The sequence below is a fragment of the Psychromonas sp. KJ10-2 genome, assembly GCF_047323255.1.
Classification (GTDB): domain Bacteria; phylum Pseudomonadota; class Gammaproteobacteria; order Enterobacterales; family Psychromonadaceae; genus Psychromonas.
Window position 1 is genome coordinate 3304759 of sequence record NZ_CP178827.1, and the last position, 13030, is coordinate 3317788.

Here is a 13030-nt window from a genome sequence, read left to right on the forward strand (position 1 = left end):
CTAGTTTTCTCTTAATCATCGACACTTTTTTCATTTTTACCTTGTTGTATAACTTGATCTTTACCTTTTCGTTTAGCCTGATACAGTGCGGTATCAGCACGTTCAAAAGCATCATCACTTTCATCGGATGCATTAAACGCAGTAAAACCAGCAGAGATAGTGATGGTAAGGTGTTCATCTTTAAACTGAAACGGAATAGACTTGATGCGGTCACGTAATTTATTCAAAGCTACTTCTGTTTGTGTTGGTGTGATTTCAGGTAATAACAACGTAAACTCTTCTCCACCAAAACGTGCAATATAATCTGCGTTACGAATCGATTTTTGCAAGGTCTGTGCAATCACGTTTAATACCTTATCACCTGCAAGGTGACCAAACCTGTCATTAATAGATTTGAAGTTATCTATATCAATAATGGCAAGGTTAAGTGGGGTCTTATAACGTTTAAAACGAATTACTTCTGTTTTTAAACGTTCACTCCATGCTGCTCGATTAGGAATTTTAGTCAAGAAATCAATATGTAATTGTTTATTCTGTTGCTTCAAAGTTTTTTGGTAACTTTGGGTCTCGTTCTGTAATTCTTTAATTTGTCTAACCATGCTTTGGAACTTTTTACAGAACTTGTCTTCTTGTTGTTGCTCCTGTAAAGCCATTGCTGCTTTTACATTGGTTACGTAATCAGAGATTGAAGCTTGTAACTCTTCTAGTGTTTGATTTTTACTGTTTTCTTGTAATTCATCTGCACCTTGATGAATTGTTTTATAGGTCTCTTTTTGCTTTTCAAAATCTTCTTCACTGAGCTTTAAGGTTTGTGCAAAGTTTAAATAAAATTGCGTTAAGCTATCATTGAGTGTGTATAAGAAGTGGCGAGAGGTACGACGCTCTTCACGTGTACTATCAATAATAATATTAATAACTTGTAAGCAATATTGTGGTAATTGAAAAGGATCTGGATCGTTAGAGATATCAATACGTACTTTTTCTAGCTTTTTAACAAAAGCCTGACCCACATCTAATTCAAGAATCAGTAGTTGTAGTTCATCGTTGATAAAAGAGATATCAGCTTTAGTATCTGTCTCGGTACTGTTAGCGCTTTTGTTCAACTCAATCACAGCATGTTGATAAATCTTTATTAACTCTTTTAATGCATTGTGGTGTTCGCCAATAGTGTAAGGCTCTGGTGCGCCTTTCATTGTATTTATCTTATTTTTAACGGCTTCTGATAATGAATCGATTTGTTGCAGTTGTACCTGTGATTGACGTGCAACTAGTTTACCTTCGGACAACTTGTCTTCAAGAGTATAAGGGGTATTTTCAAGGTGTTCGCTATATTCATCAAATAACTGAATTTCATCTTCAGCAGTGGTGGCTGATTGCAATTTTTTTAAGAATTTAAATTGGTATTTATCGATAGCTTTATCTTGTCGATAGCCCCGTTTTAATAATTGCTGCAATAACCGAGTTATTGCTTTAGATGATGACATCCGCTGATTCCTTTTATTATTATTATTTTTTAGTATCGAACAGTTTCTTTTTTAGTACAAGGCAAGGGATCTCAAATTTAACTAACGATTTAATTCTGGCCAAGAGATGGTAGTGCCAGGGTGACTACTTTTTTGTTTTACAATGCCTTTATCTATACCTGTTTGACCCAATACCCATAAGTCCCCATCAAAGAAGGCCGGTTGAATTTTTTCAATGGCATATAACTGTAACCAAGTGTTGGTATTGAGTTGATCGCGCAGTTGGCAGGCACCATATAATGCCAAGCTGGTAAGGTTTAACATTCTTTCTGGAACGATGGCACGTGATACATTGTTTAAGAATGGGAAGGCTACCACGCCACAGGCGATATCACCTGTTAAATCATGGCTTTCTGCAAAGAATTTGAAGAAGGACTCAATCTCTAACACAAAGTCTTTGGCTTCTTCATATTGCTCTTGCTCGGAAATAAATAGCAATTGATTATCACGTACTTGAGAGATCTGCGTACGTTGGTAAAAATGCGTTTTTAAGGCTTCACCTAAAGCTTCTTCAATCTTTTCTGCACTAAACAGGCCCTTAGAACCATTCAGGTTATTAAGGAATGGGATATTAACCAATGCATAATACAGTGGAATACCTTGATACTGTAACTCATTCTCTTGAACTTGTACCTGGTGTGAAGGTAATTTTGAGCGCGGGTGTAACTGCAATCGATTACGTGTTGCTAACTCTAAAGCAATTAGCTTTTTATTTCGTTTAAAGATGCCTAATAGAATTGATAGGGCAATAATTAATAACAATGCAGCTATATAAGAGATATTTTTAAAGCGATTATTTTTTAACAGTAATTCGTTATTTTTTGTTTCTAGTTGAATTTGTTGTTGTGTTTGTTCTATAAGTTGGAATTGTTCGTTTATTTTTAACTGTTGTAATGCAAAGAGTTTCTCTTTGATGGCATTTTGTAAAGAGTGGAAGTTTTTAAAATGGAAGTTAGCTTGTTGGTGATCGCCTGATAGCTCATAGCTTAACGCTAACATTTCAAAGGCTTTTACTCTTAATTCAGGGAATTTATCTTTTGCCAGTGTTAATACATTTTCTAACTGCAAAATGGCTAAACCAGTATCTTGGCTACGAATATTCAACTGTGCTAATAGTAAGATAGTTTCCGTTTGCTGTTCAAGGCGATTCAGTTGCTTGAAGTGGTAGCGTGCATTTTGTAAATACTTTTGCGCTAAATCTGTATTTTTATCAAGCTCGTAGGGCATAGATGCATAAGTTCTCCCTAACTCAAGGTAGATGTAAGCCAGTAACGTTTTATGTTTTTTCTCAACCAGCTCCATGGCATTAAACAGATAGATTAAGGATTGATTAAACTCTTTGTTTTGACGTTTTAAAATAGCAAATTTGAGTAAGCTATCTGCCTGTTGTACATAGTTTTCTGTCGGGAGAAGCAATTCAACACGCTGACTAGCAAAGTCCATGGCACGTTTATAACGATGCTTTTGTTGGTAAAGGTTAGATAGGCTGGCGTTAATTAAGTTATTAAGCTTAATTAATTGTTGTTGATCAGCCATTGTTTTAGCCGTTTGAAAATTTGAAACCGCTAATTGTTGTTGGTTAATTTGGTCATAATAGTGTCCATAATAATAAGCTAACCAAGCCAGTAATTCATTATTTTTGCTGTTTTTAAGGCTTTGTTTAACTTTGCCTAAGGATTCATTTGCTACTTGATATTGATGCGTCTCCAAAGCTAGTTTAGTAACACTTAAATTAACTATCTCTGGTAGGTCTGCGTAATTGTTTTTTTTGTTATCTTCCATTACTTGTAGTGAGTGCTGCATCATATTAATCAGCGTTTCATTACTTAATTGTGGGCGTTCTGGTTCAGGAATTTCACTGGCAATCAGATTTAAGGTTCTAATTTCATCTGCTGTTTCGCTAGGGTTTTTAATAACGGCATTAATAGCGATAAACTTTTTCGTAATTCTCTAGCTCAATGTAACAAGACGCTAATAGATGTGTAGGGGCATTATTAGGTATTCTTTTAGTAGTTAAGCGAGAATTTTTATTAATAAAGTTATCTTGTGGAGGTGGCAGAGCAGCCACTTTGTCCATAAAAGCAGTGACGTTCTTAATACAAGACACAGGTTCAAGTTCACGGTTTTTATAGCTTTCTTTAATAGATGCGGGGATTTGCGCATCACCGAGTTCTATTGCTAACACGAAGTGACTTAACGACACCAGCAAGCAACCTATAAATGCACGTAAAAAAGAGTTCATGAATACTTAAAACCTTATATGAAATTTACACCTTAAACCCCTTTAAGGTGTAACTATTGTAACAAATTTAGCGTTACTGTCGTACTAAACGGACATTGTCGATGCTAGGTGATGCCTCTGTACTACGTAATGGATTGATATCTAATCCGCCTCGACGCGTATAGCGAGCATACACTGTTAATGACGTTAAAGAACCATGTGCCATTAAATCACAAAAAATACGCTCTACACACTGCTCATGAAACTCGTTATGTTGGCGGAAAGAGACTAAATAACGCAGTAATTTTTCTTGGTCTAATTGTTTGCCTGTGTAACTAATTTGAACACTTCCCCAGTCCGGTTGGCTAGTGATCAAACAGTTAGATTTGAGCAGGTTAGAATACAAGGTTTCAGTGACCGTTTCTTCTAGACTAATATCCTGTAATAAATCTGGAGATAGTTGATATTGGTCTACTTCAATATCAAGTTCATCGATATTTATCCCAGACAAAGTGCCTAACTCATCAACTACTGTATTTAAATTAGCATTAAGTGTTACTTCTACTGGTTTTTTTGCACAGGCTGATAAATCATTGCTGAGAATCTTTTGTACCGTTTCTACCGAGTCAAACTTACTCTGGTTAAAACTATTTAGGTAAAGCTTAAATGATTTAGACTCGATTAAAAACTCACTATCGTAAGGGACTTTAACAACTCCCGTTGCAACAATAGGCTTGCCTTTGCTGTTTAACCAAGAAAGCTCATAGATATTCCATAAATCAATGCCATAAAAAGGTAAAGAGTTAGCCTCTAGGGATAATTCATTACGGTTTAAACTACGTGGCACACCTTGCAGTAAGCTATTGTCATAATGGCATTTATATTCGGTTACTTTACCGAGTGATAAACCTGTTAAGGCGACATCTTGATCATACAGTGTTGAATTTGACATTGAGTTTCTCATTTTAAAAGCAGAGGGTGTTATAAATACAAGACAAAACAGCCCGAATCGTTACAATATGTCGTATTGTAACTAAAAAGAAGAATTATTCGAACTATGAATACAGATATCCAAACTGAGTTATTGGCGTTACAGCAACGCTACCTTGCCTTATGGGAAGCAGAAAAAGGAACATTACCAACGCAGTTATTTGACCCAGAGTGGTTGTCGCCATGTCAGGTGGGCCAAGTCGTTGATGATCAAATAACTTGGAAAGCAACACCCCGTGAGGAAAAAGCGGACTTAAAGAATATTGAAGAAGCGCTCGAAATAACCTTACATCCATCCATTGAAGTGTTGTTTTGCACCAATTATTGTGATCATTTGCCCTGTGAGTTTGATGGTCACCCCATTGAACTTATCCAAGTTTGGAATGAACAAGATTTTTCTGGTTTGCAAGAGAACATGATTGCCCACTTTATGATGCAAAAACGTTTAAAGAAACCCGCTTCTATGTTTATTGCAACTTGTAGTGATGAGATGCAAGTGATCTCAATCTTAAATGAAACAGGTCAAGTGCAGTTAGAAACGTTAGGCAAAAAACAGGAAGCGGTGTTAGCTGAGTCATTAGCAGGGTTTCTAAGTAAGTTGACTCCAATATTGCCATAGGCTGTTTGTTTAGCGCGGGGTTTATAAAAGGGAGGGCAGTTAGTTATTAATATTAGCACTCTAGCATTGTAGCCATTACGTGTAGCCAGCAAGCAAAGAGATATTTTTGTGCAATTATATTTAAGAAAATTAAGTATAAAGCTGAAATAACTATTTCAGCTTTATACATTATTGTTTTAAGCCGTAGTACAAAGGCTTAATAATTATCGACAAATAATACCAATCACACTAAGTAACAGATCTCATTTTACTTGTTAAAATAACTTATTTCTTCGTTGTTATCTTCGTTAATAGAACAACTGTTTTAACTTAAATTACGCCTTGAACTAAGTCATTTTTCCATCGCAACATTTAGAGCACTTATTTAATACAATTGGTATAAATTATTTAATTCCTGATAATAATAAAGGATCGATAACTAAGTTTCTTACACCATGCGCGTGATTTTCTTTGTATTTATTGTCATTTAACCATTCCGCAACTGTGTTTATATCTACTTTCAACGTTTTAGGGCGCACACTCCAAGTTACTTGAAATGGAGAGCCTTGTTGATTGTAACTTGGGCCTGTAGTTGAACCAAGGTATTGGATTGGTTGTCCAGAGTTATCTGGAATATTGATTGCCTGTGCACGATCACCTTTCATTGTATCTTCAGTTAACTCGACAAAATTTAGCGCGTCTTTATCATTGACTAATACAAATACTTGAGACTCTACACGAAGCGCTGGATTTTTAATTGAATCACTTAAACACGAACCTAAGGTTGGACCCGGTTTTACTTTCGCTGTTGAGTAAACGTAATGAACTTCAATTGTATCCCCAGGGAATAATTCATTATGCAGCGCTGCTGTTAATGATTCAGAAGTTGGGGTAAGTTCTTTCTTAGTTAGCTGCCCAGTATATTGATAGCCAGTATTATAGCCTTTACCGTCACCATTACCTGCGTAACGTGAAAAATCACCCCCTTTGTGTTCAGCATTTTTATGGAAATGAATATTACATAGGTTCATTTCCATTGAGCTTGGAGCAAACGAAAATAATTGTTGATTACTACCAGTTATATTATCTATGTCTCTTGGGGATTGTGGGCCAAATCCTTTGCCAAGGGTATTTTTTTGCAATTCAGATCTTTGCATATCAATAATTTGATCTGTTACAGGTTTTGCATCATTGATTGCCTGTGATGCAAAAACCGAAAGTGGAAGTACAGTAGTAGTACACAGTAGTAATAAATGTTTTTTCATTCTAATGTTCATAGCTATCCTTGCTAGTAATTAATAGTCGCCACATCATAGTGGCTTGGTTAAAATATTTTCAGGTTTTTTCTCTTTAAGTTCCTGATGTTAGAGAGGGGATTATAATAAGAGAACTAAGTACTTAAATAAATAACAGGTAGAGCAAGAATAAGATAAACTATCCATATCTTGCTCTTAATCACATTAATACCGATATGTTACAAAATTTCTTTTTATCTATTCCAATCAGCTTACGTTTTATGCTGTTATCCGCTTTTTCATTTGCTTTGATGACGGCCTGTGTAAAGTTGGTCAGCACTCATAATATTCCTGTTTTTGAAATTGTTGCTGCTAGGGGCTTGATCTCTTTATTGATCAGTTATGTGGATATTAAACGTAAAAAATCGCGGTATGGGGAAATCATAAAGTCTTATTAATATCGCGAGGAGTGGTTGGGACGTTAGCATTGATTTGTGTTTATTACGCAGTGACAACGTTGCCCTTGGCTGAGGCGACCTTATTACAGTATTTATACCCTGTTTTTACTGCTTTGTTAGCATTTTTCTTTCTAAAGGAGCGAATTCAACGTTCGACGTTAATATGCATTGTCTTATGTTTGGCCGGCTTACTTGCCATGGTGCAGCCAAACCTAGCATTAAATGGTGAAACGGTTTTACCTTGGTTTAGTGTGTTTGTTGCTCTATTAGGGGCATTAGGTAGCGGAACTGCTTATGTGATTGTAAAACGTTTGAGTAAAACGGAAGATAGTTCAGTGATTATTTTTTACTTTCCGCTTATTGCATTACCACTCTCTTTGATTTTATTAGGCAATGATTTTGTGATGCCAGACGGTGAAGCATTAATCTTATTATTGTTTGTTGGGATCTTTACACAAGTTGGACAGGTGGGGTTAACCAAAGCAATGCAAACAGAAGTTGCTGGTAAAGTAAGTGCTTTTTCCTATGTACAAGTACTGTTTTCTACAGTGTTAGGTGTATTAATCTTTAATGAAATACCATCAGTATGGACATTAATTGGCGGTATATTAATTATCCTAGGTGCGTTAATTAATGTGTTCGGGAGTAAGAAAAAATAACCTCACTCAAGCCTTACTAGGCTTTCCAATATATCTAAACATTGATTTATAGGCTTATTACTCATGCTTAAGTACTGATTAATAAGCCTTAATATCATCCATAAAATTCACTTTAATCCTATAAAAATGAACTATTATGACTTTATAATGACTATAATTGCATAAAAAAGAAACAATGCTTGTCTGTGTCTTTGTAGTATTGTATTGATTGTTTGTTTTTATTAAGCGATTGATTGATACCAATCGCATACTCCTAACCTCAAGAAAATTAAAGATTTAATGACATAAATGAAGATACCTAAAAGAATTCAGCCACTCGTCGATGATGGCATAGTTGATGACGTATTACGCCAATTAATGAGCGGCAAAGAAGCCACTGTTTATGTTGTGCAATGTGGTGATCAAGTTCGTTGTGCGAAAGTCTATAAAGAAGCTAGCAAACGTAGTTTTAAAAATGCCGTGTTGTATAACGAAGGTCGTAAAGTCCGTAATGGACGTAATGCCCGTGCAATGCAAAAAGGCTCGAAGTTTGGCCGTGAGCAACAAGAAGAGATTTGGCAAAATACAGAAGTAGACACGTTATACAAGTTTGCCGCTGCAGGTGTGAGAGTACCCACTCCTTATGGCTGTTTTGGTGGTGTGCTGATTATGGACCTTATTACCGATGAAGAGGGTTATGCGGCTCCGCGTTTAAATGATGTTTCATTATCTGAACAGCAAGCGCTAAGCCATCATCAAAAAATGATGGATTATGTGGTGCGCATGTTAAGTGTTGGGATCATCCATGGTGACTTATCTGAGTTTAATGTGCTGGTGGATGAGCAAGGTCCTGTCATTATCGATCTACCACAAGCTGTTGATGCTGCTGGTAATAATAACGCTAAAAAGATGTTGCTCCGTGACGTTAACAATATGACCCAATATTATGCCCAATTTGCACCTAGCTTGGCTAGTACACGATATGGCGAAGAAATTTGGGCTATTTTTGAAACCGGAGAGTTATCAGATAAAACAGTATTAACAGGGCAGTTTGTTGATTCTGAGGTTGTTGCTGATGTGGATAATGTTTTAAGTGAAATTAATGCTGCACGAGAAGAAGAGTTAGATCGTTTAGCTCGTATTGAAAACCATGATTTACTATAAACTATTTTTGTTATGTTTAATGCAGGTGAGTGGCTAGCATGATGTTATCACGGTATTACTCATTGATTGATATTGGTACTCAACATGAGCCGGAAAGTAAGATTAGAAAAATACGTATGCTTAATGTATTAAGCCTACTGACGATACTTATCTCCTTTGTTTATACCGCTAATTATATCTTTGTTTTAAATGAAATTGTCGCTGCACAATATAATGCGATTTTAACACTCGCTTATGTATCTGTTTTTATATTGAGCTTTTTCCATCAACATAAAGCGGCCAAAGTTACCTATTTTTTGGCTATTTTATGGCATGTATTTTTATGTACTAATCTATTTTTTACCAAAGAGAGTGGCTTTCATTTTTATTACTTCTTAGTCCCAATGGGAGCCTTGTTAATTTTTGATTTAAATGAGCGCTTCTTAAAAACAATATTAAGTATTACTGCAGCTGTATTGTTTTTATACTGTGAGAATACGCCCAATGAATCACCTTTAATTTTATTGAGTTCCACTACTAACCATCTTTTGTATCAATCAGTATTCTTAATTAACATGTTTGCTATTGTCATTGCTTTTACCTTGTTTAGTAAGCAGATTGAAAAACATGAACTGGAGTTAGTTAAACAAGCCACTACAGATATTTTAACTGGCATACACAATCGTAGGAGTTTTTTTGAGCAAGGCGAACAGTTGCTTTATGACATTAATAAAGTGCAGCAAAATATAACTCTGTTATTGCTCGATTTAGATTTTTTCAAACATATTAATGACAAGCATGGACATGCCGTTGGTGATGAGTGTTTAGTCAAAGTGGCAAGTGTGTTAGATAAACTTAGTTTCAAAGATAAAGTATGCGCACGTATAGGTGGTGAGGAGTTTGCATTATTATTGCCGCAATGTAGTTTGCAACGCGCGATGTTAATTGCAGAAAAATTAAGGGAGGAGATCGAGCGTTTAGTGATCACAAATAAAACTGATGACGTAGTGAAATGTACGACAAGTATTGGGGTGAGTTACAATACAAATCACCAAGAAGATCTTAAAACGTTACTTGAAAAGTCAGATGTTGCACTATATGAAGCAAAGGATAACGGGCGTAACCGTGTTGTTTCATACCCTAACATGGATGATACTTGTTAAAAATAAGCATCTATGATGCTATAAAAATCGTTATCCATATAGATATCAATAGGCCATAAATATGATTGCAAAAATTAAACAGTTTTTAAATACGATGATCCCACCCGAAAGTCCTGAATTCGATAAAACCTTAGGTATTGTTTGTTTGCTTTGTGAGGTGTGTGTTGCCGACCATGATAGTGCTTCGGAGGAAGAAGCGGCTGTGATTCATACCTTGCAAAAGCTGCTAGATATCGAACCGCAAAAAGCCAGTGAGTTATTACAAGTGGGCATGAAAGAGGTGAGTACCAGTAATTCAGTATTTGATTTTACTTCACAATTAGGTGAACTAGATAGTCATGCCCGTATTGGTGTCATTAAAGCCATGTGGGAAATCGCTTATGCTGACGGACATTTAGATGAAATGGAAGAGGCATTAATTCGTAAAGTCGCTTCATTACTTTACGTTAATCATAGTGACTTTATTAAAACTAAATTGTCTGTTTTATCAAGTCACTAGAAGTCAGTGATTGATTAGTGTTGAGCGACTATTATGTTAACTCGATGTGATAGCTACTTTATAGTCGCTTGGTTGCCCTTGCATTTATGCGTTTAAACAGCAGCCCTTTGTTTCTTAATTTTCTTAATATACGAAAATATCCTTTCTGGTAAAATATTCCCTATATATCTTCGTCTGAAACCCACTTTCCATAACGATGAATAATAATGTTTTTTAAACTTTAATGGTGATATGAAAGCGCTCCATGAGCCAGATGTTTTAGCTAAGTGCCTTTCATAATTATTGCTTCCAACATATTCTGAATGCGTTAAATTACCAAATTGAACAGATTCTTGATAAGTGGGGCGGTTAATAACCTTGAAATTGGATTGATTGAAGATTCAGGTGAAATATCCATCTTCCAACAATCACTTTCTGTTTGCATAAAGTCTTTAATAAAATCTAATGTTCCTTCTTGAAATTCATTTATTATCTCTTTTGTTCTATGCGAAGAGACATGCTCTTCAAAGACGGGATCAATCTCCCCTTTATCTGACTTAAAATTAATGACAGAGCCATGAGGAGCAGAAAAAATAAATTCAAATAAGTGCACGCAGCCAACGATCACATCATAATTTTCTTTAGGCTTGGAGAAATTACATAGATAACCAGACATAGGTAGCCCCTTTGATACATAACGCTTTGCGGTATCGAAAGTACCTACATAATAGCCTGCAACATCTATTTTTTGGTTTAATATATGGCTTAATTTATGTATTGAGTTTTGCATCGTGCCTTGCCAACCTATATCGACAATTGCTATTTTTCCAGGTTTTAGAAAACCAATTTGATGTAAGTAGCTTGTTAAGTTCTTTCGTTCATTAGCGGAAACTTGGCAGACTTCTTTGGTTAATAATTTAAAAAGGTTCGCTAATTTTTTTGTCTTCTGTCGAGACGACTTTATCCGTTTTACCTGTAAAGCCTGCCTCGATTATTTTGCTTATATGTTGATCTGAGTTGATCTGTATTCTGTCTAGGTAATGCTCTACACTTAAATTGGGAAAAATATTACATAATAATTTTAGTGAAGATTCATCTATTTCATTGCATATAGTAGGAATGTTAATTGCTCTTCGAGACGCATACATATAATGACTGGGTGGCACTGCTTTACCTTGATTCATTAAGTTATAAACTTTATGCATCATGTATCCGTCACGAGCGAGGAAAAATGCCTTATCGATTTTTTGCTCAACAAGGTTAGTGGTGAGCCAGCGAATAAATCCTAAATAGATAATACCACAGTATATGTATCCAAAATCATACCAAAGGTTGGCTTTGTTATTATCTCTACGCGTAAACACTTTATTAATAACGGTCGCAAAGTAAATAGATTCATCCATCGATAAACAATTATTATATCGCTCTTTTAATGCTTTACATTCTGGCCGTTGAAATGCGCGTTCACTGGGCTTTTCGTAATAATAGGTCTTAATACCTTTTTTCATCGCATTGATAATATCGGCATAAAAGTAGTCGCCAATATGAAGGATGCTAGAAGGAGGGCAAGCGATATCGTTCAAAATGTGACTGAATAAAGCACCTTTAGATTTAGACTTACGTATAGTGGAAGATAAATAAAGTTTATTAAACGTTGTGTAGCCATTGTCGTGGAGAATGTTAGTGATAACATTTTCTGGTAAATACATATCCGATGTAAAAATAACTTTTTTGCCGTTATCGATGCAATATTGATAAAACGTGTGCATATATTCATTTTTGACACAAAACTTTTGCTCTGTCTCTATTTCTAATGCTTTTAATCTATCTACTATTTTTATATCGAGATTTTGCTTTTGTTGGATATGACGGTAAATTTCGTCTAAATTGAGTGATTGAACACCACTGATTTCACTGGCTATTTTAGTGGCTTCGGGCTCTGCTTGGGTGCGGGCCTTTTTGAATTCGAAACTAAGCGTTCCATACTTTTTAATATATAATTTTTCTACAATAGTAAAAATATCTGCTGGATTAAGTACCTTTCTGACGATAACGGTATCGAAAATATCGAAGGAGACGACATCACTCTTATCAATTAACTTTTTAAGGTCATTATTTCGATACAATCGCTTTATTAGTTTAATGCATCTATTGAGGATTTTTAACTTAATTTTTTTAACTTTTTGTTTTACTAATATCATAATTAATCATCCTTCAGACCATGTATAAATTCAAAAAAGTCCTTGAATTACATTGACATGAAATGTTTGAAGTAAAGCATCAGTTTATTGTTTTTATAGGAAAGAAATAACGACACTTTCCACGTTACTGATGATGTCCGTATACCTACTTTAAGATTTATACTGATTCAATTATTTTATTATTTAGACATTTTTTAATTAAGGCTGACGTGTCTATTACGCACGACTGTTGTATTTACTAGGTGGCTTCTCGATGTTTTCTATATAAACACATATATGTTACCTAAAAAAGATAAGTGTTTGTAAAGAGAGGAGCTAAGCTTGGAGAAGCACCTAAAGTAAATTTATATTAATCCTATAAGGGCCTTAATTAACCTCGACC

Annotated in this window: 11 protein-coding genes and 1 pseudogene; 5 read left to right on the forward strand and 7 right to left on the reverse strand. The window is 35.2% G+C overall.

Features of this window, described 5'->3' with window-relative positions; all coding sequences use genetic code 11:
* Positions 1-11: 11 nt before the first annotated feature.
* The 4 genes from ACLKL2_RS16155 to queF all read right to left on the reverse strand — a co-directional run bounded on the left by ACLKL2_RS16155 (position 12) and on the right by queF (position 4696).
* On the reverse strand, positions 12-1484 hold the full coding sequence (locus tag ACLKL2_RS16155; RefSeq protein WP_413692471.1) for a GGDEF domain-containing protein: 1473 nt from the start codon (positions 1482-1484) through the stop codon (positions 12-14).
* 81 nt (positions 1485-1565) lie between these two features.
* Positions 1566-3329, reverse strand: coding sequence for a tetratricopeptide repeat protein (locus ACLKL2_RS16160; protein ID WP_413692472.1), 1764 nt, complete (start codon positions 3327-3329; stop codon positions 1566-1568).
* Between the two features lie 115 nt (positions 3330-3444).
* Positions 3445-3765, reverse strand: coding sequence for a hypothetical protein (locus ACLKL2_RS16165; RefSeq protein ID WP_413692473.1), 321 nt, complete (start codon positions 3763-3765; stop codon positions 3445-3447).
* 73 nt (positions 3766-3838) lie between these two features.
* Complete coding sequence (gene queF, locus ACLKL2_RS16170) at positions 3839-4696, reverse strand: NADPH-dependent 7-cyano-7-deazaguanine reductase QueF (protein ID WP_413692474.1); 858 nt, start codon at positions 4694-4696, stop codon at positions 3839-3841.
* Between the two features lie 105 nt (positions 4697-4801).
* Between queF and syd the strand changes: the two genes are divergently transcribed.
* Complete coding sequence (gene syd / locus ACLKL2_RS16175) at positions 4802-5353, forward strand: SecY-interacting protein (protein WP_413692475.1); 552 nt, start codon at positions 4802-4804, stop codon at positions 5351-5353.
* A gap of 383 nt (positions 5354-5736) precedes the next feature.
* Here syd and ACLKL2_RS16180 read toward each other — a convergent pair whose 3' ends face one another.
* A complete protein-coding gene (locus tag ACLKL2_RS16180; RefSeq protein WP_413692476.1) occupies positions 5737-6597 on the reverse strand; it encodes a delta-class carbonic anhydrase in 861 nt (286 codons plus the stop codon).
* A gap of 251 nt (positions 6598-6848) precedes the next feature.
* Between ACLKL2_RS16180 and ACLKL2_RS16185 the strand changes: the two are divergent.
* From ACLKL2_RS16185 to ACLKL2_RS16200, 4 genes and pseudogenes are all read left to right on the forward strand, one after another.
* Positions 6849-7684 (forward strand): annotated as a pseudogene (locus tag ACLKL2_RS16185) (DMT family transporter).
* Positions 7685-7972: 288 nt separating this feature from the next.
* Positions 7973-8827 (forward strand): PA4780 family RIO1-like protein kinase, encoded by an 855-nt coding sequence (locus ACLKL2_RS16190; protein ID WP_413692477.1) that lies wholly within the window; start codon positions 7973-7975, stop codon positions 8825-8827.
* A gap of 38 nt (positions 8828-8865) precedes the next feature.
* The gene (locus tag ACLKL2_RS16195; RefSeq protein WP_413692478.1) at positions 8866-9969 is read left to right on the forward strand and encodes a GGDEF domain-containing protein; all 1104 of its coding nucleotides are present in this window, start codon (positions 8866-8868) and stop codon (positions 9967-9969) included.
* A gap of 61 nt (positions 9970-10030) precedes the next feature.
* Positions 10031-10468, forward strand: a complete 438-nt coding sequence (locus tag ACLKL2_RS16200) for a TerB family tellurite resistance protein (RefSeq protein ID WP_113818041.1) — start codon at positions 10031-10033, stop codon at positions 10466-10468.
* A gap of 307 nt (positions 10469-10775) precedes the next feature.
* Here the strand turns inward: ACLKL2_RS16200 and ACLKL2_RS16205 are convergent, their stop codons facing one another.
* Positions 10776-11237 (reverse strand): hypothetical protein, encoded by a 462-nt coding sequence (locus ACLKL2_RS16205; protein ID WP_413692479.1) that lies wholly within the window; start codon positions 11235-11237, stop codon positions 10776-10778.
* Between the two features lie 127 nt (positions 11238-11364).
* Positions 11365-12648: an HAD family hydrolase gene (locus ACLKL2_RS16210; RefSeq protein WP_413692480.1), complete on the reverse strand. Its 1284-nt coding sequence runs from the start codon at positions 12646-12648 to the stop codon at positions 11365-11367.
* Positions 12649-13030: the final 382 nt, after the last annotated feature.

Excerpts from the sequence above, each read along its gene's own strand:
- ACLKL2_RS16155 (WP_413692471.1), bottom strand. The coding sequence starts at position 1,484 with ATGTCATCATCTAAAGCAATAACTCGGTTATTGCAGCAATTATTAAAA.
- ACLKL2_RS16160 (WP_413692472.1), bottom strand. The coding sequence starts at position 3,329 with ATGATGCAGCACTCACTACAAGTAATGGAAGATAACAAAAAAAACAAT.
- ACLKL2_RS16165 (WP_413692473.1), bottom strand. The coding sequence starts at position 3,765 with ATGAACTCTTTTTTACGTGCATTTATAGGTTGCTTGCTGGTGTCGTTA.
- queF (WP_413692474.1), bottom strand. The coding sequence starts at position 4,696 with ATGTCAAATTCAACACTGTATGATCAAGATGTCGCCTTAACAGGTTTA.
- syd (WP_413692475.1), top strand. The coding sequence starts at position 4,802 with ATGAATACAGATATCCAAACTGAGTTATTGGCGTTACAGCAACGCTAC.
- ACLKL2_RS16180 (WP_413692476.1), bottom strand. The coding sequence starts at position 6,597 with ATGAAAAAACATTTATTACTACTGTGTACTACTACTGTACTTCCACTT.
- ACLKL2_RS16190 (WP_413692477.1), top strand. The coding sequence starts at position 7,973 with ATGAAGATACCTAAAAGAATTCAGCCACTCGTCGATGATGGCATAGTT.
- ACLKL2_RS16195 (WP_413692478.1), top strand. The coding sequence starts at position 8,866 with ATGATGTTATCACGGTATTACTCATTGATTGATATTGGTACTCAACAT.
- ACLKL2_RS16200 (WP_113818041.1), top strand. The coding sequence starts at position 10,031 with ATGATTGCAAAAATTAAACAGTTTTTAAATACGATGATCCCACCCGAA.
- ACLKL2_RS16205 (WP_413692479.1), bottom strand. The coding sequence starts at position 11,237 with ATGCAAAACTCAATACATAAATTAAGCCATATATTAAACCAAAAAATA.
- ACLKL2_RS16210 (WP_413692480.1), bottom strand. The coding sequence starts at position 12,648 with ATGATATTAGTAAAACAAAAAGTTAAAAAAATTAAGTTAAAAATCCTC.